We start from the raw sequence: 20,935 nt of genomic DNA, 5'->3' as shown, positions 1-20,935 counted from the left end.
ATGCAGTTCTCAGAAGTTAAATTTGGAGATTTAGATAATATCGTTTTTAGGCTGGATGCTGATTTTTATCACCCAAAATACATTCAGCTAGAAAATAAGCTCAGAAATTTTGAATTAAAAACTTTAAGAGAAATAGAATGCACTATTGATTGTAGCGCTTTTTACCCTTCTATAGTCCAATTCTATGATTTTGAAGGCATTGGCGTGCCATTCCTTAGAGTAAATGAGATCCAGAATGGGCTTTTGGCGATTTCAGAAGATACGGCATTCTTACCGAAATCCATCCTTGAAGAGAACTCCTCTACAATTGCAGTTTGTCATCCGGGAGATTTAGTTATAGCGAAGGGGGGGAATTCGTTAGGAAAAGTAGCTTTGCTAACTGATGAATATCCTGAGTATGCAATTTGCCGTGACGTGCTTGTTGTAAAAACTCAAAATATTGTGGATGTAAATAAATATTTTCTTTGGATGTATTTACATTCCGAGATCGGCAAATCTCTATTGCTGAGAACAGCTAGTCAAACTGGCCAGCCTCACCTAACATTAGAGGCAATCTATCAACTAGAAGTGCCTTGTCTTTCAAAAACGTTTCAAGGTCTTTTTGAAGAAATTTATTATGAATCGCAAAAAATGAGAGCTAAATCAAATGAGCTCTATGATTTAGCCCAGAATAAAATTCTCACTGCTCTAGACTTTTACAAGGACCCACCTAAGCACCAGCTAAGCTATACAATGGATTATGAACAAGTTAGTTCATCCGGACGCATTGATGCTGATTTCTTCCAGCCAAAGTATGCAAAATTGATGGAGAAACTGGCATCCAGTGGGAAATCTGAAAAACTATCTTGTTTCCTAACACAAAATAAAAGAGGTACTCAGCCTTCATATTCTGAAGATGGCTTGCCAGTAATCAATTCTAGGCACGTTAGACCGTGCGAAGTTGTACTCAAAGGGAATAGACAAGCACAGGTTTTAAAAGATAAAACTCTGATAATTGAGAAGGGGGATGTTCTTGTAAATGGAACAGGTGTAGGAACAATCGGACGTTGCTCGGCATATCTTCATGAATCAAGTGCTATACCAGATAATCACGTGACAGTGCTGAAAGTGAAGGATATTTGCCCAGTTTACCTTTCCGTATTCCTTAGTAGCCCTTTCGGCCAGATGCAAGTAGATAAATATTTTCATGGGTCATCGGGACAAATAGAATTGTACCCTTCTGACATATCTGAATTTTATGTGTGGGCTGCACCAAAAAACACTCAAAAAGGTATTCGCACAAAAATTGAGAAATGCACGGAATTACGTGAAAAATCTACTGAAATTCTGAAGGCGGCTGAAGAGTCTATTTCAATGTCACTAGATAAAGGAGAGCGTCCTGCAACTAAATATTTACAGTCAAGCATATGATTCAAGATGTAGTATTCAGTGAGAGCCACATAACAAGCGCCTGCAATCTGACCTCCAGCCACTGTCACCTTTTGTGCAAAAATACGCACAAAAGGCGCCAGTAGCCTCTGGCAGTTGAGGCGGGCGTTAGTTTTCCTTTCAATTCTTGCTTTATAATTACCCTATAACTACAATGTAATTTATGAGTGGATTCAAATTTGAATGGGATCCTAGCAAAGCTTCTACGAACTACTCTAAACATGGAGTTACATTTGAAGAGGCGGAGACCGTATTTTACGATGCGTTAGCTAGACTGATTCCAGATCCAGACAGCTCCCATGGGGAAGAACGCTTCATTATTTTAGGGCAGAGCTCCCAGTTTAAAACAATGGTCGTTTGTCACTGCTACAGGGAGCCAAATGAGACTATTCGTATCATATCAGCGAGAAAAGCAGATAAATACGAACGCAAACAATATGAGAGGTTTAGCCATGCGTGATCAATATGATTTCTCTGATTCCGTACCTAATCCGTACGCGAAGAAGTTAAAGAAACAAGTTACTATTAGGCTCGATCAAGACGTTATCGAGTACTTTAAACAACTGTCGGATAAGAATGGAATTCCGTACCAGAATCTAATCAACCTTTATCTGAAAGATTGCGCTAGTAGCCATAAAGAACTGAAGCTTGATTGGCAATAGGAAAGCTAACAAGTTAATCAACAGGGCAATCATCGTTGGCTTTTCTCCTTCGTCGCTAATTTTAGCCAAGCATTTATGCCTGTTATTAAGGCATTAACCAATGTCATATACACAAGATTTTAAACGGATATTTTTTGAGGCACTAATTGGGCTAATCAAACCCAAAGTAAAACCCACCCCACGCAACATTAAAGGCTTAACCCCGTGCTTTTCGATATTATTCCCGCCAAATTAAAAGATGCTGATGACATCATGTATCTAACCCAAGCATTAGGTTATGAAGCGAATCGAGAAGAGACGACAGTCTGGTTGAAAGCTCTAATTCATTCATCTTCCCATCATGTCTTTGTGGCTGTTTGTGAGGGCAAAGTGTCCGCTTGGTTGGTAGTGGAAAAGCGTTTGTTTCTTGAGTCGGGTTATAAAGCTGAAATTACGGGCTTGGTGGTGGGTGAAAGTTATCGTCGCCACGGCATAGCCAAGGCTTTAGTCTCTGCTGCTGAGGGTTGGGCGAAAGAGCAGGGCTTAGTAAAAATCGTCGTGAGATCAAACGTATCGCGAGAAGCTTCTCATCTTTTTTACGCTGCGATGGGATTCCGTTGCGCTAAAACGTCTCATGTTTATGACAAGGCAATTAAATAAATAATCAGGAATTTGTACTCTAGCCAATGACCTATTGATCCGCTTCGCAACCCCCTTTAATCCCCTTGGTAAGGGGATTAAAGGGGGCTCAATTTCTCCTTATGCTGCTTACTGGTTAACGCCATCCAATCACTACCGCCGGTCTATGAGAAAGTCACTTTTTAAAAGGATTAGATTGTAATAATTGGGGTTAGAGTAAGATTTAATTTTACGCTGACCCCAATTAATTTTATGTGGTTTTTATTTTGTTTGTTTGTTGTTTTGTGTTGTTTAATGGTTTTTTATGGGTTATAAAAAGTATTAACAAACAATAATGCAACATTAAAACAACATAGATGTCACATGAAGAACCAACGATACGCAGCAATAGACCAAGGTACGACTAGTACACGCATTACCGTTTTTAAAGAGGATGGCACTCATTTTTCACCAACTCCAATGATGCATAAACAAATTACCCCTAACTCAGGTTGGGTTGAGCATGATCCTGAGGAGATATTGAGAAATATCAAAAAAGGCCTTTCTCAATGTGGTTATGTGGATGCGATTGGGCTTGCTCATCAAGGTGAGAGTGTTGTGGCTTGGGATCGTGATACTGGTAAATCAATTTACAATGCCATCATCTGGCAAGACCAGCGAACCGAAGATGTCATCACGCAATTAAAACAGGCCGGTAAAGAGCCCTTTGTAAAATCCCGCTCTGGCTTGCCATTAGATGCGTATTTCTCTGCGAGTAAACTGGGTTGGATTGTTGAGCACGTACCACTAGCTAAAGAACTATTGGAGCAGAATAGACTTTGTCTGGGGACAATGGATTCCTACTTTCTGTTTAATCTCACTGGTGAACATGTGACCGATTTTAACTCGGCGTCGCGCACATCGCTGTTTAATATTCATTCGCTTCAGTGGGATCAAGAGTTGTGCGAGCTGTTTGCAGTTCCTCTCGAATGTCTACCTAAGATTCAAGATAACATCGGAGATTTTGGTAGTGTAACGATTAATGGTAACCAAATTCCGGTAACCGCGTGCATCGTTGATCAATTTGCCGGTATTTTTGGCCATGGTTGCCAAGCACCGGGTACGATGAAGATTACGTTTGGTACTGGTGCTTTTTTGCAATGCATTACAGGGAATGATGTTCCAAAAGAAAACAGTGCGGGCTTACTGCCAACATTGTGTTGGAAGTTCCCTTCTGAACAGCCAGTTTTTGGTCTTGATGGTGGTGTATACAATGCCGCATCGGCAATAAACTGGGCCCATCGTATAGGTTTATTTTCTGACTTTGATGAACTGGCCAATTTTCAGGATGAGCCAGCCATTGCAAGAGGTGTCGCATTTGTTCCCGCGTTGAGTGGCTTAGGATGTCCTCATTGGGACCGCTCCGCAGCAGGAATTTGGGCCGGCCTGTCTCTAGATACCGAGCGTCAGGATTTATTGCAATCTTTACTGGAAGGCATTGCCGTTAGGTCTACGGAAGTCATTGAAGCAATGAACCAAGTCGTTGCTATTTCAGGCCGTATTTCGATTGATGGCGGTCTTTCTTCCAATACCTATTTCAAACAGTTTCTAGCCAACTTATTGCAGCGAACGATTGATTGTCCCTCAAATAACGAGATGACGTCTCTTGGCGTGGCGTTACTGGCGAGAAAAGGCTTAGGTCTCGAAACCGAAGCTAATTGGTCTGCATCAAGCACACCAACCCTACCCCAAGAAAACCCAGAATTGAATGAGCTGTATGAAAAATACAAAGGCATCATTCAAAAATCTAAAAATCTACGATAAAAGCAAGAGGAACAAACTATGTCTGAAATAGGGGATATTGTTATTTACCTAATCATGTGTGGCACCTTTATTGGAGCCATCGCATCGATTATTCGTCCAGAGAGCAATCTGGGCAAAGAATTTGTTAATGGGATCCATGCTATTGGGCCTGTATTTCTAGCACAAGCAGGCATAATGGCAGCTATACCAATTTTGTCCTATGCCATTAGTAATAGCATTGGACCACTTTTCCAAAGCTTTAATTCCGATGTCTCGATTGCTGCGCTATCGATTATCGCTGTAGATATGGGGGGCTATCAACTCGCCGATGTCATCGCTCAAAATCGCGATATGTGGATTACAGCTATGCTTGTTGGTTATACATCAGGTGCCAGTATTGTCTACTTAATCCCTGTCGGTCTTGTGATGTTAAAACAAAAAGACCACAAATATTTAGCGCTTGGTGCTATGGCTGGTTTGATCAGTGTTCCATTTGGCGTGCTTTTGTCGCTGTTGATCATTACGTTTAATAATATTCCGGTACGAGATGTAATTTCCACTTCATCTGAAGCCACGCATTTGCTGACATTGGATTTTGTTCATGCCTTGCAGCTGTTGTCACCACTATTTATTTTCTGTTTTCTATTGGCACTCGGTCTTAAATACAAGACTCATATGATGGTGGTTGGTTTCTTGTTCTTCGGCAAGATTATGGATGCTTTCATTAAATTAGTGTTGGCAGCCTGTATCGTACAGCATTTCACAGGTGTATTTGACTATGTCTTTGGTGGTTGGGTATTTGACCCTCTGTTTGCTGACGAGAAAGAACTTTTCCGTGCCATCGAGATTGCAGGTTACATTGGCATCATGCTCGCCGGTACCTTTCCTATCTGCTACTTGTTCCAAAAATACTGTCGTAAACCCATGCACTACATTGGCACCAAACTACGTCTAAGTGACACAGGTGCGGTAGGGTTAGTTATGGTATTGGCAAATATCATTGCGGTATACCATCTGTTTGCCAACATGAAGGCGCGTGACAAAGTGCTTTGTGTTGCCTTTGGTATTTGTGCTCAAGCAACCCTAGGTGACCACTTAGCCTTCACGGCAAACTTTCAGCCCACGTTAGTCATCCCTATCATGATTGGCAAACTTGCCGCGGGTGCTATAGCTATTGCTCTAGCGATATACATCTCTGTGCCTGAGGCGGAAAAAATGGAAAGAGAAGATGAAGAAGATCTACTCAATACCGATCCTGATTATTCAAAACCACAACTTGCTTAGTAATACCAAGGAGTAAATCATGCGTAAAATTTTCCTAGCTTGTCCTTATTCACACGAGGATCCAGCTGTCGTTGAAGAGCGATTTGTAAAATCAAATCAGGTGGCAGCGGCAATTGTAGAAGCAGGGCACGCGGTATTTAGTCAGGTATCTATGTCTCATCCAATTAATCAGTCTTTGACAAAGACTGAGCGCTCTCAGATCGGTAAAATGTGGGGGCCTGTCGACGCAATTTTTCTTGATACGATGGATGAATTAATTATCATAGATTTACCCGGCTGGGATTTGAGTTCTGGCATTGCCCGTGAAATTGAATTTTACCGTTCACGTGGCGGCAATGTGAGTTTCTGGTCTGCAGTGGAGGGAGACTTTAAATAATTAAATATCCCCCCGCGAGTATCTCGCGGGGGTATTCAGGAAAAACATGGACTATTCTAACGCTTCCAATAGACGAGATTGCATCATTGAACTTATCCGTGAAAAAGGGAAAGTTACAGTGACAGAGTTGTCCGATTTTTTTAATGTGACAACGGAAACCATCCGCCGAGATCTAAACTTACTTGATGAGCTTGGGCAGATAAAAAAAGTTCATGGAGGTGCAACCAGCAGTCGTTATGGCTTTGAGCTGGACTTTCAAGAACGTGCTAAGTTTCTTAGCGATGAAAAGCATCTGATTGCGCAAAAAGCGCTCACCCTTATAAAGCCTGGTGATTCCATTTTCGTAGATTTTGGTTCTACGACGTTAGAGTTTGCTAAACAGTTGAGCCAACGAGAGAATATCAGGGTTATAACCAACTCCCATTTGATTGCCAATGAACTGTTGCAAAATGACACCTTAGAAGTTGTTTTGTTAGGGGGGCGCTTCGGCCGTACAAAATTGTCATGTGTTGGGGAGTTTACCTTACAGTCTATTAAACAACATTTCTGTGACTACGCAGTCATAGGCATTGGTGGATGCACCGTTGCCGATGGCGTCATGGACCAAGACTATGAAGAAGCGGCGATTGCTAGCCAAATGATTCAAAACAGTAGTCAAACTATTATTCTTGCTGACTCCAGTAAAGTACAAAGACGAGCCTCGACATTAGTGAGTGATTGGAGTCGCGTAGACTTTCTTGTTACTGTACCTTCAGAACACGATTCAGAGCTTGTTAACCTTCCTAACCATTTAGTGGTTCACATTTCTAACTAAACTTTCCTGCTTGCATTCTTTGCGTGTGCCCTCTCCCTTTTTTAAGACGATAGGGGAGAGGGGTTGTTGTGCTTAAAGAAAATCTTTGATGCATTGATTTTCTCTAGAATCTGATTTTTGTTGTTTATATGTTGAAATAATGTTGTTTTGATGTTGTTATATCGTCTATGGTCAACATGTAAATGAGGGGCGCATGGGACAACAGAATGCTACATATGATGTCATAGTGATTGGAGGCGGAGTGGTCGGCTGCGCTATGGTTCGTAAATTTACTTTGCAAGGTGCTAGGGTACTGCTGCTTGAAAAAGGTGATGATATCTTGTCAGGTGCCAGCAAAGCGAACAGTGCTATTTTGCACACAGGCTTTGATGCGCCGCCGGGGTCACTAGAAGTACAGTGCATGCAAGAAGGTTATCAGGAATATCTGTCCGTCTATGAGAAGTTTGGGCTTCCGTTGCTTGAAACGGGTGCGCATGTGGTTGCATGGGATCAGGAACAGCTCCAAGCGTTGGATGGAATCGTTAATAAAGCTCATACAAACAATGTCCTTAATGTAAAAAAAATATCAGCAAATGAGCTTTATGAAAGAGAGCCGAATTTGTCAGGAGGTGCGTTAGCCGCTGTTGAAATTCCGGGGGAGTTTGTTATCGACCCCTGGAGTTCCCCACTTGCCTATTTAACACAGGCGGTTTCTCACGGTGCAGAATACCGCTTTCTGAGCGAGGTAACCCATGTCACTCGCCTTGATCAGGTTTGGCATGTTCGTTGTGGTGAGGAGGAGTTCACCACAGACTGGGTCATTAACTGTGCAGGTAACCATGGTGATTTAGTCGATGGGTTGTGGCGTAAGCCCGATTATTCGATCAAGCCTCGTAAGGGGCAGTTTGTGGTTTTAGATAAGGCTGCAGCAAATCTCGTAAATAGCATTATTCTACCTGTTCCTACAGCGACGACTAAAGGTGTGCTGCTGTCAAAAACCATCTTCGGAAACTTATTGGTTGGCCCTACCGCAGAAGAGCAAGAAAACCGTGAGGTTGCAGAAGTATGTGAAAAGCAGCTTGCACGATTGATGGAGCAAGGGGCACGGCTAGCATCGGATATCGCCAACTTTCCCGTGACTGCAACCTATGCAGGCTTGCGTCCGGCAACAACAGAAAAAGACTATCAAATCTTTAATTACTCACATGATCACTGGATTTCTGTAGGAGGTATTCGCTCCACAGGCCTGACAGCAGCATTAGGAATTGCTCAGCATGTTTTCCGCGAATTGCAAAGTGTTCAGGCAATCAGTTTCGAGCCAATTCTTAAAGACGATATTATTTGGCCAACAATGCCAATGTTAAGTCATTATCACCAACGAGATTTTCAGAAAAAGGACAATGGCGGCATTGTTTGTCACTGTGAGTGGGTGACAAGAAGAGAGATTGAAAGGGTGATCAACTCGCTTATTCCTCCTGAAGGCGTGGGTGGAGTACGACGTCGAACCCGTGCCATGATGGGGAGATGTAATGGTTTTTATTGTAGTAACGCAGTAGCTGAAATCGTAGATAAGACATTGAGTAATAAAATAGCAGTAGGCACTTTATCATGAGCACACAATTTGACGTTATTATCATTGGTGCTGGGCCGGCCGGCTTAGGTGTTGCTTCGTCCTTACTGGAACAAGGGGTCAGTAACGTACTTATCCTTGAACGTGAAAGTCATGCTGGTGGTGTACCAAGGCACTGCCAACATCCTACCTTTGGCCTACAATCGTTCAAGCGACCTATGAAAGGGCATGTATGGGTTGAAAAATTGCTGAGTAAGTTGCAAGGCAAATGTGAAATTAGAACGCACACTACTGTTGTCAAATTAGGCGAAGATGGGGTAGTACAGGTTAGCTCCCCAGATGGTATGGAAACGCTCTATGGAAAACGCGTTGTTTTGGCAACAGGAGTACGCGAAACTCCTCGACATCCTCGCTTTGTTTCGGGAAGCCGCCCCCAAGGGGTTTTAACAACCGGAGCACTACAGCAGTTTGTTTACTTAAAAAGTACTTTGCCTGTTCAAAAACCTATTATTGTGGGAACAGAATTGGTGAGTTTTTCCGCATTATGGACATTGCGCTATGCGGGGGTTAAACCTGTGGCAATGGTTGAGCAAAACGAAAAAATCTCAGTTTGGAGCCCTGTTAAATGGTTTGCCAAGACTCTAGGAGTGCCTTTGCTAACCCATACCAAATTGGAGTCTATTCAAGGTCATGAACGAGTCGAATCGGTTGTGCTGAGTAGCCATGGTAAAACGCATTCATTGACGTGTGATGGCATTATTTTTTCTGGCAAATTTGTGGGGGACACCCCTCTTGTTCGCGACAGTCATCTAAAGCATAAACAGCCAAGCGGTGTTCCGGAACATGATCAATTTGGTCGTTGTTCTGATCGTACCTATTTTGTTGCTGGCAATATGCTTCATCCAGCAGATATGGGTGACCAATGCTATCTAGAAGGGCGAGAAAAAGGCCTCTATATTGCGAAGGACTTACTACAAGGGTTGGCAGTAGATGGAAACATCTGCGAGATCGACCTCCCCCCCACATCAGAAGTAGTAATGACGTCTCCAACATTTATTAGTAAGACCAATCAGAAAATAGACTTAAATATTCGCTTTCAAAAACATTTTAGCGGCGAAATTTTCGTTAAGGCGGATCAGACAGTCATTCACCGGCAGTCGGTTAACACCATCCCCGAAAGACGGGTGGTTTTGAAAAATTTAGTTATTCCAGAAGGTTGTTCATTAATCGAAATAACCTACTAGGAGTTCGTGTGTTCAGCACTCTCTATTCCCCTCAGCTGAGGGGTTTTTTATAACAATAAAGTAATATCAAAGAATTTTAATGATTCAGTCATTTGTAAATTACAGTCATGTTGCTCAATTTATAAGTGAATTGGGGGCAACTGGGTCGCCCTATGGGGATTAGGTGAACTATTTAGGCTTTATCCCTACTGAATTGTTCTTGCTTGGTTTTGTCTTTGTTAGTTTTTCCGTATTACCTCGTACAAAGCGGAATAGCATTGGGCTTATTTTGATAGCAGTCTATGCTGTTAGTCTTGGTGTTGCGGCTTTTTTTCTATGTGATTTTGAGTGTGAACCCGATGTAGCAACACTATCTCACATGATTCATATGGCATCGGCTTTTCCAGGCTATCTATGCGGGATTCTCGCCATATTCTGTATATCGTTAGCTTCTATATCATGGTCAAACACGGGTTATGTGGCAGGCATACTCGCTGTGTTTGCCTTGAGCAATTTAGATCCGAGCTCAAACACAGTAGGGTGAAATCAAGGTATTTTGGCGTTTACACTGTATTCATGGTTTATTTATCTTGGGTACTGTTTGAGAAGGAAATGGCTTAACAAAGCGTTAAAACGGGACAAATAACAGCTGTATTTTTGTCCACTTCGCTCACCATGCTAGTCAATATGTATTTGCTCCTAGGAACTATCTAGTGTAACTATTTAGCGTCGTTATCTAGGAGGCCCAAAAGGCGATACTTATTTGGCCGCTCCTGTGTGCGGCGTTATGAGTCCATTAAATAAAAGCCCAGATTTATACTGACATGATGGAAAAATATATCTTTAGCTTTTTCGTTTCTCTTACTCTTTTATCCTGTACGCCAAAAGGCTTTACTTACAAAGAGATCGATTTAACCGAATTTCATAACTATGGTATTACTCCATTGCAACATACGATTTATATGGGATCCGATAAAGAATTTCATTATTTCTCGTGGAGCAATGGAAAGCAGTCAGGTAAGTGGAAGCTATCTATTCAGACACTGAAATTAAGTTGTGTGTTAGCATTTCCATACAATAATGGTACCTTTATTATGAAAAAAGACGCTTATATTTATGAGCCCTTGGCATGTAAAAGCTCATAACATGGCAAGCCAAAACCGTGCTTTCAGCCTGGAATCGCTAACGTTCGCTTTTTTGTGACGAGTTTTTATCAAGGTAAAGGTTTTATACATAGTGAGGGATTGAGGGATTGAGGGATGCAGAAGTAGCAATTCATAACAACCGTAAGAAGGGCATTGCTGAAGTTGCTAAACACTAAGTTCTGAAAACCGGTATCTCTATCTTGTGTTCATTGAAACTGGGTGAATGACATTCTTGCATTTACCATTCGATATTTTATTCATTCATTACAATCTGGCTTTAAATATGGAAAATAAAGAAATCAATTTAATTGTTTTAATTGAAGTGAAACCTGGAAAGGCTGAAGAGCAAATTAATTTATTCAAAAAACTTCAACCCTTAGTGTTAAATGAAAAAGGCTGCATAGAATACAAACTTAGCAAAGTTGCTGGTAGCGACGTTGAGTTTGTAATAACGGAGCGCTGGGCGTCCTCTGAAGATTTAGCGGCACATGATATATCGCCACACATGCAAGAGGCTGATTCAATAACTCCCACATTTAGGGCAAAGCCAGCAACTGTTTTGCAATTAAATGAAGTGTGAAATGTTACTAGCTAACAATGGACTGCGCAGGATTCGCTTGCTCTCCTGTGAGTTTGGAGATTAGGTTTCCTATATGAAAGTCATAGAAGACATATTCTTTTCCTTACTTGAACTCTTAGGCTTTGAAACTGCTAAATTTGCTCTTGGAGATTTATTTCCTGGTGCGCTAATAGGCTTTTTTTTGGCTGCGGCGTTAGGTGGTGTGGTATCGGATTGGAAAAATTCACATAAACTGAAGATTATAGCCAAATTGCCTTGGGACTGGTTCGCATCCATTTTTGCGTTTCTACTAAGCATTTATGTTTGGATACGGGTTGATCTTTAATAGCCATATACCTGGTAACAAAATGGCTCAATTTATAAGCGAATTGAGCACTACGGGTTACCTTATAGGAATTAAAATAATTGGTTAGAGGAGTTACAAAAGCATTTAAGCGTGATTTGTAACGCTGGGTGTTTTTGCTTTTCTCAACGTATCGACAAGCACTACGCCGCGCTTACAGCCTAATGTGATGTTCGCCGCTTAGGGGAAATCATTCGGCATCAGTCAGTATGAATATCGGCAAGCGACTTGATTCAACAAGATAATGATCTAGAGACAAAGGTAAAGTTTACTCTTTATTCAATGTCTGTATTATTTTCAGAATAAGGTCGGCAGCATTTATGGTAAGCCGATATTGAACAAATGCCGAGGTATGCGACGGGTGTATCGTCATGCGTTCAGGTTGCAACTCGCTGCGCACATTATTGTTGTGCAAGTTACTGGGACAATTAGGTGGGGTGGCTTTGGGTTTTCGTTCCATGTATTTGTGTGTTAGCTTAACCTTGTGGTCGCCGTAAACTCAGACCTTCATATCATTAAAGGAGAATTTTATGACTTTCTTGGATAAATATACGGAACAAACTTACGCAGCTTTTAGAATTGTTGCAGGCTTTCTTTTTCTTTGGCATGGCACTCAAAAACTGTTCGGTTTTCCCATCGCATTTCCCTATCCCTTGAACACAATGAGCACAAGTGCTGCGGTTATTGAGCTAGTCACCGGTATTCTTATAGTCGTTGGCTTTTATTCAAGATATGCCGCTTTTCTCGCGAGTGGCACAATGGCGGTCGCTTATTGGCTGGTGCATGGATTGAATAACCCGTTCCCTATCGCAAATGGTGGTGAACTCGCGGCTTTCTATTGCTTTGCATTTCTCTACATTGCAGCAAAAGGCCCTGGCATCTGGAGTTTAAACAGCAAATAGTAAAACCTGCCCAAGGTTACCCAGGGGGCAGCCAAATCGCGAGTGGTTTGGCTGCCCTTCGGTTAGGTTTAGCGCCTAATGCAAATAGGGTCTTAATCACCCTATCTATGTTATTTAGGGGTTATAAATATATTGTTTTGCACTGAGAAAAAATGATGATATTTGGACCTTAGCTATCACGTTTTACTATCATTAAACCTCTTCATAACGATCTTGCTAATCTCAATCCTAGATCATCTAGTGCATGGTCAGGGTGGCTTTTTCTGCGTGTTGTAGCGCCACATATTCTGGGGGCATCTGCAAAACCCCCACCTCTGAAAATTCTATAGTCTGAATAGGTTTCTTGATTGTAGAAATCCCATGTCCATTCCCAGACATTGCCTAACATGTCATAGAGCCCCCATTCATTTGGTTGCTTTTCACCGACATTCTGTAAACGTCCTCCAGAATTGCCTTCATGCCAAGCGATTTTATCTATATCTGAATATTGATAGGATTCTTGTCCTGCTTTGCACGCATACTGCCATTCTGCGTCAGTAGCTAAGCGAAATCCTTTCGAGTCTGAGTTGCATAAGACATTGGACATATTGTCATCCAAATAATAATACTCTGTCAGACCAAAATATCTCGATATCCGGTTACAGAAGAGAATAGACTCATACCATGATATCTCGACCTTTGGCTGCTGGTTAGTTAGGGGATTGAATGCATCCGAGCCTAATATTAGGTTATAAAGTTGGTTAGTGACGGGGTATTTAGCAATCTGAAATGAGCGTATTTTTACACTTTCTAAAATTTGTTCCTGATTAATCCCTTTACTAGGAATACACATTTGATAATTCGAACTCAGCCACTTTATATTATCTCGGAATCTTCTTATTTGTTCTGTTCCTTCTGGTAAAGTAACCAAGGTATCCATAGTAAAGCGTTCCAAAATGTTACCCATTGGTTTCCCTATTAGACATAGATGACGGATTTTTAGCAGAATCGCTATGCAGTTTTATCAACCTCCCCCATTGTAATATGAAAATAGGAGGGATGAGGTAAACATTCCAAAGTGGTACCTATGTTGCAATACGCCTAAAAATAAGGAAGGCACACATGAATAAGTCTAATACTTTTGTCATTGATGTAGCAAAAATGTTTTTCAGTTTGCAGCTGATGGCTTGATCGCAGGGATATCGTGAATAAGCCAGTATCATGCGCTAAATTCTCCATTTTAACAGTCAATCAAAATATTTAAGAGCAGAGAAAGTTAAACATACTTACTGATGCAAAAACGGCTCTAGATACCCAAATCTCAACAAAAGGTTGTGGTAATATTAACCTAATACTAAAGAAACCAAATAGGGCAAAGCCCTTTACGCACTCGCTTTTCAGCGGGACCATATAAACGAGGACAATCATGGAAAAGATAAATATTAGTGAAAAATTTGGCTTATTTTCAGAAGAATGGACACCCAAAATAGTCGCTCAATCAAATGGTCAGCTGGTAAAAATTGCTAAGGGAAGCGGAGAGCTGGTTTGGCATCGGCATGAAAATGAAGATGAGTTATTCATTGTGTTCAAGGGGTGTCTTGTATTACAGCTTCGAGATCAAAATATTGAGCTTTTGCCGGGAGAAATGTATGTCGTCCCAAAAGGGGTAGAGCATTGTCCTCTTGCCGCGCCTGATACGCATTTTATGATGATCGAGCCAGCAAGCACTGAGCATACAGGAGAACTCGAATCTGACGTTACAGTATCTACCGCAGATCAGGAGTGGCTATAATAGCTATCAAAAAACAACACAGCTGATCATATTAAGGAAGGTTCGCTGCTGCCTGTGTTGTTATGGTGAAAATGCATATGAATCATTAGCGTCAGAGTAAAGTTCAATATTTTTAATTATAAAGGGGATGGCTTTGAGTAAATTGTATTTGTTTTTAACACTTCTCGGTGTCGTGATTCCGTTTGGTGCCTTTATACCTTGGTTGCTAAATAATGGTCTTGATTTTATTGCGTTTTTTAATGCTGCCATTGCAAATCCCATTAGTATTTTTGCTTGGCTTGATGTTTTAATTGCTGCTGTAGCGTTGTTAATATTTATTGCGGTAGACGGTAAAAAAAACCAAGTAAAATACCATTGGTTAGCCATTATAGGAACGCTCACGGTTGGCGTCTCATTTGGGTTGCCTTTGTATTTATATTTGAAAGAAAAGCAGTAAATCAGCCTGATAAGCTTTAAACTGAAAAATAGTGTGCTCTGTTTCGTTCCTTAATAGTTTTGGCACGCAATTTCTATTCACTTAAGATGATATTAGCCAGAATACGGAAGTTTACTAATGATATTCAACAGTATTAAAAGGCAACATTTTTCTTACATCTTATTCATTACTATATTTGCTTTAGTGTCGTGTTCAGATGATGAAAACCATGTTGAAGAAACTACTGACCCTGCCAAGAGTTACTCAAAATACGCTGAGGATATTTCTTTTCCTATTGAGCTCTACCTCGACTATTCTGCAGCTGGAGCCCCTGCAGCTTCTGCCGAAAGTGATTCAGCGTTTGCAGAAGAAGCGGAAGCGGTTGCCTCTGCCGAAAATACTACTAGAATCGACGAGTATCGTATTGTATTGGGTGCGGATGAGAAAATAAAAATTCCTGGCCTACCGGGCGAGCTCAGAGTTTGGATTGGCGGTCCAAATCACACCCCAAACTTTCCGGATCGTATGACTAAAGACGATACCACCCTTCCTGCAGTTGGAGAGTCTGCGACGGTACAACCATTTGCTCCAGGGTTTAAAATAGAGCCTGTAGAAACCCAATGTCTTAAGCTAGATCCGTCTGGTTCAGAAGTGCGTTTCAAACTGATACCTCACAAGCAGGGTAGGTTTGAAGTAGGTGCTAATGTTTATCTTTTCAATACCCTTGATTGTAGTGGCGTGCCTATCCCGAAGATTACCGAGACTTTGAGTGTGTTAGTTGAAGTGGATCGAAAAGAAATATTCAGTGAAAAAGTGAATGAGCTTTGGGGTGTTTTATGGGAAGAGTTTGTAAAATTTTGGGCTGCTCTGGTCGCTATTGTTTTTGGCCTAATACTCTTTCTAATTAGAGGTAAGTTAAAAAGATGGTTTGGTTATGATAATGAGAAATAATTAGGTGCAAAACAACATTATAATTTAACGACACCCCTTTTATTTTAATGACAATGGGCCTTGGATTTTCGAAGGCGCTACCTAGCTCCTAGTAAAAATGAAGACGAAGGAAAAGACATGGCTATATTTGAATCGACAATGGATGATGCTGAAGCGATTGCTGAAATTATTAGTAAAGCTAATAAGGATGTGGCAGAAGAGTTCGGCCTCAACATGGATAACAATCCAAAACATCCTTCTTTTTGTAATAAAGATTGGGTTCTATCTGATTTTGAGCGAGGCGAAGAATATTTTTTATACAAGAATGGAACGACTAGCGTCGGCTGTGTTGCTTTCGAAAACCCAAGGCCTGGTGTAGCTTACTTAAATCGTTTATCTGTGCTTCCCGAGCATCGCCACAAGGGGATAGGAGCAGAGCTTGTTCGACATGTTTTCAAGCGCGCCCAATCAAAGAACATCCAAAGAGTCAGTATCGGAATTATCGCTGAGCACATTAAGCTTAAGAACTGGTATTTAACATTGGGGTTCGTAGACGGGGAGATAAGAAGCTTCCCGCACCTGCCATTTGATGTGCAATATATGAGCTTTGAGTGTTAAGTTACTGGCTATCTCTATGTCCATCTCAATCAACAGAACTGCAGAGGGTAACTATTCCATTATTTTTCGATGCGCTATTTCAAACTAGAATGGGGAGTTTATTGAGGTAGATGCAGTCATTTCAGTATTGAAGCAATTCATTTTTATTGTTTACGAGACAAGGAACTTGGCTAACACTAACGTTTGGGCTGTCGTTCTATAGGGGGCTCTTAAGGGCTACTACAAAATTTTATATTGCTTGCTGGAGTAAGTGGATTAAAGGGAATTGTGTTTTAGGTGTCCCTTTAATCCGCTTTTTGCGTTAAGCGGATTAAAGGAGCAATTGCCCGTTTGATAGCCTTAAACGAAGGCGTTATCTTTATGGATACTCAGCCAACTGACCAAACATTCCATTATTGTGGGCTGATTGAGTCGGGATGGCTTGAACGATATCCCAGTGTTCTACGATTTTACCATTGTCCACTCGGAATAAGTCGTAGAATGCTTGTTTCTTACCATCCCAGGTGCCTTCGCTAATCGCGACAACAAAGTTACCTTCACCCAATATACGGTGCAGTTTTTCATACACGAACATATTGTTGCTTTGTTGCAAAAATTGAATGGCTTCACTTAGGCCTTGCAAACCATCTTTAATCATTGGATTATGCTGATGGTACTGCTCAGTGCTGATGTAATCGGTAATTTTTTCAGGGTTCTTACCCATTAAGACATCTTCAACCATGCCTTTCACCAAGGTTTTGTTTGCCTCGGTTAAATCACGATCAGTGATCTCGGTTGGCCCATCTACCTGCGAACGACCGCTGGCGGTTTGCTTGACGACGGGTTGGATCGCATCCCAGTGCTCGGTGAGTTTGCCATCGATAACGCGCCACATATCAAAGGTCACAATTTCTTTCGCGCCAAACGCAAACGCATTGTCAAAGGTGTTGTGAGTGATAACAAAGTCACCATCTGCGATGATACGATGGGTTTTGTAGCTGATGCCCATGTCTTTTAGCGCCGGGATAAAGCCTAATAATGGCGCACGACCAGTCGGTACGGCAGGGTTGTGTTGAATGTAGTCTTCCGTTAATAGCGGTGTGACTGCCTCCACATCAAAGTCAGCAAAGGCGCCCTGCATGACCTTTTGCGCAACCTCTTTATTTGCTGCAAGTTGATCACTAGCGTTTTTTTCGGACAGTGATTGGCAACCGGTTAACAGCATCATACCCACGGGTACAGTAAGCATAATATTCTTTATCGTGTGTTTCATAGCATGACTCCTATTTGAATTTAAAAACAGTTTAGGAGAGTATGACTGGTATGATAAGGTAGCCCAATTAAAATAGACTGTTATATATTTTCGAATAATGAGTGTTTCTGATTTTTCTCAACTGAAAGGTTTGTCGATTTTTGCAACGGTAGTGGACCAGGGCAGTTTTGCAAAGGCGGCAAGGCTATTAAACATGAGTCGCCCTGCTGTGAGTGAGCAGATTGCTTTGCTGGAGCAAAAGCTTGGCGTGCGTTTGCTGCATCGCACCACTCGTAAATTGTCATTAACCAACGACGGTGATTTGATTTACCCCCATGCTGCAGAGATTAATCAGCGTTATTTGACGATCAAAGATTTGCTCAGTCACAATGAATTAAAAGGGCTGATCCGGGTGACGACCACGGTGGATTTTGCCGTCGAATGGCTGAGCCCGCGTTTGCCACTTTTTAAGGCAAAGTACCCAGAGGTAGATTTTGAATTTCTGACCAGTGACGACAGGTTGGATTTAGTCAAAGATCAAATTGATTTTGGTTTGCGTATTGGTATCCCAAGTGACGATCAGCTTATTGCAAGGCCATTGTTTAAACAGCGCATGGGAATTTTTGCTTCCCCTGATTATCTGCAACAGGCGGGCATTCCGAAAGACATAGAGGCTGCTCAAAAGCACAGTTGGATTCTGTTAGCACAGATGCAACGTAAACCGTATGTGCGTCTCTGGAATGACGACCAGCAATGTTCACTTGATCCAGAAAAGTCTTGGCTGAGTAATTCTCCTGCGGCCAGTATTGCGCAAATGAAAGCAGGTTTGGGGCTGGGGATGGCTTTTCCCATGTTGATAGAGCAGGCGATTGTTGATAAGCAGTTGGTCAATGTGCTGCCAGAGTGGCAGAGCGAGGAAATGACTTTTGCATTGATCTATGCTTCGCGCAAAAATATGTCCGCACGGGCTCAGGCGTTTCGAGATTTTGTGCTAGAACAGGCTGCTCAGTCTTAATCTCTCATGTAAGCGCTCAGGAGAAGCTATAAGAATTCATGCTATTTTAGGGGGCTTCTGGTGCTCTGGAGTCGATTGCTTTGTAGCAGGTGTTGAGCGTTTCTCAGGTCATTGAGATTTGCTCGTTAAAGTCAAAAAAACGGGATATGGAAAGCCCTTCGGTGAATTTCAAACAGCAATGGATCGACCTGCATCGTTCAGACTTCTGCCGATGGATAGAAGGCTACAGCACTGCCATTTGTTATAGCGATATCGCTCTTATGGTCAAGGTTCGTGACGTAACGCAACCCACTTTGATAAGCGGGTTACTGATGAAAAATACGTTTTCGAATCAAGAGTAAATTGCCTTTCAAACCATTTTATTTTCACTTTCTGTTGTGTTTTTCGGGCTAAGTTAACGCTTGTCAGGACGCCTTTTAGCATAGGGCTTCCGCTTAAACGCTTTATTTCATTCATTTTGAGAGTCTTTGTGTCGTAACGAGACAAGTTTAACAGCAACATTTTCTCTCATTTTTGTTACAGTAAAGTAACAAAGATTTTTATTCAGGGAAGCGAATAAGCACGTCGATTTAATTCCTCTCGTTTCCCTCGTATATTAGATGTAGAGCGTATGAACGAACTGATTCAATTGGCTGGCGCCATTACCTTATTGCTGTGGGGCATTCGAATGGTTCGAACTGGCTTTGAGCGAGCCTATAAAAGCCGCTTGGAAAATGCCATTCGCGTCATGACGAAGCGCCGTATACAAGCGGCTGCTCTCGGCGCGATAGCGGCGGCGGCTTTTCAATCTGGAACCGCGGTGGTGTTACTGGCCGCTGGCTTTGTTGCAACGGGTGCCCTTGGCCTGCTTCCAGCGCTGGCATTGGCCGTGGGAGCAGAAGTTGGCTCCAGTTTAATGGTCATGTTACTCAGTCTCGACTTATCTTTACTCTCTCCCGTGCTATTGTTGGTTGGCTACATTACCTTTCAAAGATCGAACAAACGCAAGCACAGATATTGGGGCCGTATCTTAATGGGGTTAGGGTTGTTGTTACTGTCACTTTCATTGGTGGCCGACACTACAGCAAAGATGCGCTCAGGCGAAGGAATGGCTTTTTTAACCAATATTTTAGCCCATGATCCGTTGTTAACTTTATTTATATTGGCGCTGTTTACCTGGTTGGTTCACTCCAGCCTTGCGGTGATTTTAATGGTGAGTCATCTTGCTATTGATGGTTCTATGCCACTTGATACTGCAATGATCATGGTGCTGGGAGCTAACATTGGCGGTGCATTACCAGCGCTGAGTTCTGGCTGGGGAGTAAGTGCAAAAGGACGTTTGATCATCATTGGCAATTTGCTAATTCGTGCTTTGGCTGTGGTGATTGGCTTAGTCATTATCTTTTTGTATAAGAGTGGTTTATTGCCACTTGAATCTTGGAATTTAACCTCTCCAATGGTGTTTCATGTGGCGATCAATCTGATTAATGCTTTGCTATTCTTATGTTGCTTGCAGTTTTGGGGCAACTTGTTAAAGAAATACATTTCACCTAATGCTGCTCAAGCCAGTTCGGCACACAAACCACTGTCTTCCGTTTATCTATCTCAGGACGACATCAATCACCCTGTTAGGGCCATGGCAAATGTGACAAATGAAACCTTGCGTGTGGCGGATCTGGCTTATCAAATGCTTGAAAATACGCCGCGTATGTTTCGCAATGGCAAACACATTAATCGAATTAAAGGTCTGGACGACGATATTGACCATATTCATAGGGAAGTGACCTATTACTTGTCAGCCATTAAAAACATTAAAACGGCGTCTGAAGACCATATAAAATGGCAAGATGCGTTCAATTTTGTCACCAACATAGAACATGTAGGCGACATTATAGAAGCCAGTTTAATACCATTAGCGCGCAAAAAGCATAAGAGTGGGATCAAGTTTTCAGCACAAGGGGAAGGTGAATTACGCGAACTCTTTATTGAGCTGTTGGAAATCTTCCGTCTAGCCCAAGCCGTGTATGTATCAAAAAGCCCTGAGTTGGCCGCGGAATTGATTGAGGCGAAACAGGTGTATCGAGACAAACTGGCCATTTACCGAGAAGAACATACGGGTAGGATTCGCAAGCAAGAAATAGAATCCTTGTCTTCTACTCAAATTCATATGGACATACTAAGAGACTTACAACGTATTTGCTCTCTGCTCATCTCAACGGGCTATCCAATATTAAAACGCCACCAAGTGTCGTAAGGAATAAAGCAATGTC

22 protein-coding genes are annotated in these 20,935 nt (G+C 41.9%); 20 read left to right on the top strand and 2 right to left on the bottom strand.

Features of this window, described 5'->3' with window-relative positions:
• The 14 genes from ACXAH2_RS10790 (at position 1) to ACXAH2_RS10725 (ending at position 12,706) form a co-directional block, all read left to right on the top strand.
• Positions 1-1,410: a restriction endonuclease subunit S domain-containing protein gene (locus ACXAH2_RS10790; protein WP_475078441.1), complete on the top strand. Its 1,410-nt coding sequence runs from the start codon at positions 1-3 to the stop codon at positions 1,408-1,410.
• A gap of 181 nt (positions 1,411-1,591) precedes the next feature.
• Positions 1,592-1,888, top strand: coding sequence for a BrnT family toxin (locus ACXAH2_RS10785; RefSeq protein ID WP_475078440.1), 297 nt, complete (start codon positions 1,592-1,594; stop codon positions 1,886-1,888).
• The gene (locus ACXAH2_RS10780) at positions 1,809-2,090 is read left to right on the top strand and encodes a BrnA antitoxin family protein (RefSeq protein ID WP_475078439.1); all 282 of its coding nucleotides are present in this window, start codon (positions 1,809-1,811) and stop codon (positions 2,088-2,090) included. Before ACXAH2_RS10785 ends, ACXAH2_RS10780 begins: the two co-directional genes overlap by 80 nt.
• Positions 2,091-2,294: 204 nt before the next feature.
• Positions 2,295-2,729 (top strand): GNAT family N-acetyltransferase, encoded by a 435-nt coding sequence (locus ACXAH2_RS10775; protein WP_475078437.1) that lies wholly within the window; start codon positions 2,295-2,297, stop codon positions 2,727-2,729.
• A gap of 342 nt (positions 2,730-3,071) precedes the next feature.
• A complete protein-coding gene (locus tag ACXAH2_RS10770; RefSeq protein ID WP_475078436.1) occupies positions 3,072-4,511 on the top strand; it encodes an FGGY family carbohydrate kinase in 1,440 nt (479 codons plus the stop codon).
• An 18-nt stretch (positions 4,512-4,529) separates the two neighbouring features.
• Positions 4,530-5,774 (top strand): ethanolamine utilization protein EutH, encoded by a 1,245-nt coding sequence (gene eutH, locus ACXAH2_RS10765; RefSeq protein ID WP_475078434.1) that lies wholly within the window; start codon positions 4,530-4,532, stop codon positions 5,772-5,774.
• 19 nt (positions 5,775-5,793) lie between these two features.
• Entirely contained in the window at positions 5,794-6,150 is a 357-nt protein-coding gene (locus ACXAH2_RS10760) for a DUF1937 family protein (protein WP_475078432.1), read from the top strand.
• Between the two features lie 46 nt (positions 6,151-6,196).
• Complete coding sequence (locus ACXAH2_RS10755) at positions 6,197-6,964, top strand: DeoR/GlpR family DNA-binding transcription regulator (RefSeq protein WP_475078431.1); 768 nt, start codon at positions 6,197-6,199, stop codon at positions 6,962-6,964.
• A gap of 193 nt (positions 6,965-7,157) precedes the next feature.
• A complete protein-coding gene (locus ACXAH2_RS10750; protein WP_475078430.1) occupies positions 7,158-8,555 on the top strand; it encodes an FAD-dependent oxidoreductase in 1,398 nt (465 codons plus the stop codon).
• Positions 8,552-9,757: an FAD-dependent oxidoreductase gene (locus ACXAH2_RS10745; protein WP_475078429.1), complete on the top strand. Its 1,206-nt coding sequence runs from the start codon at positions 8,552-8,554 to the stop codon at positions 9,755-9,757. The genes ACXAH2_RS10750 and ACXAH2_RS10745 overlap by 4 nt, the downstream gene beginning before the upstream one ends.
• A gap of 163 nt (positions 9,758-9,920) precedes the next feature.
• Positions 9,921-10,280 carry a DUF998 domain-containing protein gene (locus ACXAH2_RS10740; RefSeq protein ID WP_475078428.1) on the top strand — a complete coding sequence of 120 codons (360 nt, stop codon included), beginning with the start codon at positions 9,921-9,923 and terminating at the stop codon, positions 10,278-10,280.
• Positions 10,281-11,164: 884 nt separating this feature from the next.
• Positions 11,165-11,461, top strand: a complete 297-nt coding sequence (locus tag ACXAH2_RS10735; protein ID WP_475078427.1) for a putative quinol monooxygenase — start codon at positions 11,165-11,167, stop codon at positions 11,459-11,461.
• A 73-nt stretch (positions 11,462-11,534) separates the two neighbouring features.
• Complete coding sequence (locus ACXAH2_RS10730) at positions 11,535-11,786, top strand: hypothetical protein (RefSeq protein ID WP_475078426.1); 252 nt, start codon at positions 11,535-11,537, stop codon at positions 11,784-11,786.
• 548 nt (positions 11,787-12,334) lie between these two features.
• A complete protein-coding gene (locus ACXAH2_RS10725) occupies positions 12,335-12,706 on the top strand; it encodes a DoxX family protein (protein ID WP_475078425.1) in 372 nt (123 codons plus the stop codon).
• Positions 12,707-12,908: 202 nt separating this feature from the next.
• On the opposite strand, the gene ACXAH2_RS10720 is transcribed toward ACXAH2_RS10725, so the two are convergent.
• Positions 12,909-13,652, bottom strand: coding sequence for a formylglycine-generating enzyme family protein (locus ACXAH2_RS10720; protein ID WP_475078424.1), 744 nt, complete (start codon positions 13,650-13,652; stop codon positions 12,909-12,911).
• A gap of 459 nt (positions 13,653-14,111) precedes the next feature.
• Between ACXAH2_RS10720 and ACXAH2_RS10715 the strand changes: the two genes are divergently transcribed.
• From ACXAH2_RS10715 to ACXAH2_RS10700, 4 genes are all read left to right on the top strand, one after another.
• Complete coding sequence (locus ACXAH2_RS10715) at positions 14,112-14,477, top strand: cupin domain-containing protein (RefSeq protein ID WP_475078422.1); 366 nt, start codon at positions 14,112-14,114, stop codon at positions 14,475-14,477.
• 127 nt (positions 14,478-14,604) lie between these two features.
• Positions 14,605-14,913: a DUF2834 domain-containing protein gene (locus tag ACXAH2_RS10710; protein ID WP_475078421.1), complete on the top strand. Its 309-nt coding sequence runs from the start codon at positions 14,605-14,607 to the stop codon at positions 14,911-14,913.
• Between the two features lie 117 nt (positions 14,914-15,030).
• A complete protein-coding gene (locus tag ACXAH2_RS10705) occupies positions 15,031-15,843 on the top strand; it encodes a hypothetical protein (RefSeq protein WP_475078420.1) in 813 nt (270 codons plus the stop codon).
• Positions 15,844-15,960: 117 nt separating this feature from the next.
• The gene (locus ACXAH2_RS10700; RefSeq protein WP_475078419.1) at positions 15,961-16,440 is read left to right on the top strand and encodes a GNAT family N-acetyltransferase; all 480 of its coding nucleotides are present in this window, start codon (positions 15,961-15,963) and stop codon (positions 16,438-16,440) included.
• A gap of 358 nt (positions 16,441-16,798) precedes the next feature.
• Here the strand turns inward: ACXAH2_RS10700 and ACXAH2_RS10695 are convergent, their stop codons facing one another.
• Entirely contained in the window at positions 16,799-17,692 is an 894-nt protein-coding gene (locus ACXAH2_RS10695) for a nuclear transport factor 2 family protein (RefSeq protein WP_475078418.1), read from the bottom strand.
• A 97-nt stretch (positions 17,693-17,789) separates the two neighbouring features.
• On the opposite strand from ACXAH2_RS10695, the gene ACXAH2_RS10690 reads away from it, so the two are divergent.
• Together ACXAH2_RS10690 and ACXAH2_RS10685 are read left to right on the top strand one after the other, a co-directional pair.
• Positions 17,790-18,686 (top strand): LysR family transcriptional regulator, encoded by an 897-nt coding sequence (locus ACXAH2_RS10690; protein WP_475078417.1) that lies wholly within the window; start codon positions 17,790-17,792, stop codon positions 18,684-18,686.
• A gap of 610 nt (positions 18,687-19,296) precedes the next feature.
• Positions 19,297-20,919, top strand: coding sequence for a Na/Pi cotransporter family protein (locus ACXAH2_RS10685; protein ID WP_475078415.1), 1,623 nt, complete (start codon positions 19,297-19,299; stop codon positions 20,917-20,919).
• Positions 20,920-20,935 lie beyond the last annotated feature (16 nt).

The organism is Marinomonas sp. ABL3_031 (genome assembly GCF_056161265.1).
Note: the sequence above shows the minus strand (reverse complement) of the source record. Positions and strands in the feature narration are given on the sequence as shown.

Coding starts and splice junctions, on each gene's coding strand:
- ACXAH2_RS10790 (WP_475078441.1), top strand. CDS start 1: ATGCAGTTCTCAGAAGTTAAATTTGGAGATTTAGATAATATCGTTTTT.
- ACXAH2_RS10785 (WP_475078440.1), top strand. CDS start 1,592: ATGAGTGGATTCAAATTTGAATGGGATCCTAGCAAAGCTTCTACGAAC.
- ACXAH2_RS10780 (WP_475078439.1), top strand. CDS start 1,809: ATGAGACTATTCGTATCATATCAGCGAGAAAAGCAGATAAATACGAAC.
- ACXAH2_RS10770 (WP_475078436.1), top strand. CDS start 3,072: ATGAAGAACCAACGATACGCAGCAATAGACCAAGGTACGACTAGTACA.
- eutH (WP_475078434.1), top strand. CDS start 4,530: ATGTCTGAAATAGGGGATATTGTTATTTACCTAATCATGTGTGGCACC.
- ACXAH2_RS10760 (WP_475078432.1), top strand. CDS start 5,794: ATGCGTAAAATTTTCCTAGCTTGTCCTTATTCACACGAGGATCCAGCT.
- ACXAH2_RS10755 (WP_475078431.1), top strand. CDS start 6,197: ATGGACTATTCTAACGCTTCCAATAGACGAGATTGCATCATTGAACTT.
- ACXAH2_RS10750 (WP_475078430.1), top strand. CDS start 7,158: ATGGGACAACAGAATGCTACATATGATGTCATAGTGATTGGAGGCGGA.
- ACXAH2_RS10745 (WP_475078429.1), top strand. CDS start 8,552: ATGAGCACACAATTTGACGTTATTATCATTGGTGCTGGGCCGGCCGGC.
- ACXAH2_RS10735 (WP_475078427.1), top strand. CDS start 11,165: ATGGAAAATAAAGAAATCAATTTAATTGTTTTAATTGAAGTGAAACCT.
- ACXAH2_RS10730 (WP_475078426.1), top strand. CDS start 11,535: ATGAAAGTCATAGAAGACATATTCTTTTCCTTACTTGAACTCTTAGGC.
- ACXAH2_RS10725 (WP_475078425.1), top strand. CDS start 12,335: ATGACTTTCTTGGATAAATATACGGAACAAACTTACGCAGCTTTTAGA.
- ACXAH2_RS10720 (WP_475078424.1), bottom strand. CDS start 13,652: ATGGGTAACATTTTGGAACGCTTTACTATGGATACCTTGGTTACTTTA.
- ACXAH2_RS10715 (WP_475078422.1), top strand. CDS start 14,112: ATGGAAAAGATAAATATTAGTGAAAAATTTGGCTTATTTTCAGAAGAA.
- ACXAH2_RS10710 (WP_475078421.1), top strand. CDS start 14,605: ATGGCTTTGAGTAAATTGTATTTGTTTTTAACACTTCTCGGTGTCGTG.
- ACXAH2_RS10705 (WP_475078420.1), top strand. CDS start 15,031: ATGATATTCAACAGTATTAAAAGGCAACATTTTTCTTACATCTTATTC.
- ACXAH2_RS10700 (WP_475078419.1), top strand. CDS start 15,961: ATGGCTATATTTGAATCGACAATGGATGATGCTGAAGCGATTGCTGAA.
- ACXAH2_RS10695 (WP_475078418.1), bottom strand. CDS start 17,692: ATGAAACACACGATAAAGAATATTATGCTTACTGTACCCGTGGGTATG.
- ACXAH2_RS10690 (WP_475078417.1), top strand. CDS start 17,790: ATGAGTGTTTCTGATTTTTCTCAACTGAAAGGTTTGTCGATTTTTGCA.
- ACXAH2_RS10685 (WP_475078415.1), top strand. CDS start 19,297: ATGAACGAACTGATTCAATTGGCTGGCGCCATTACCTTATTGCTGTGG.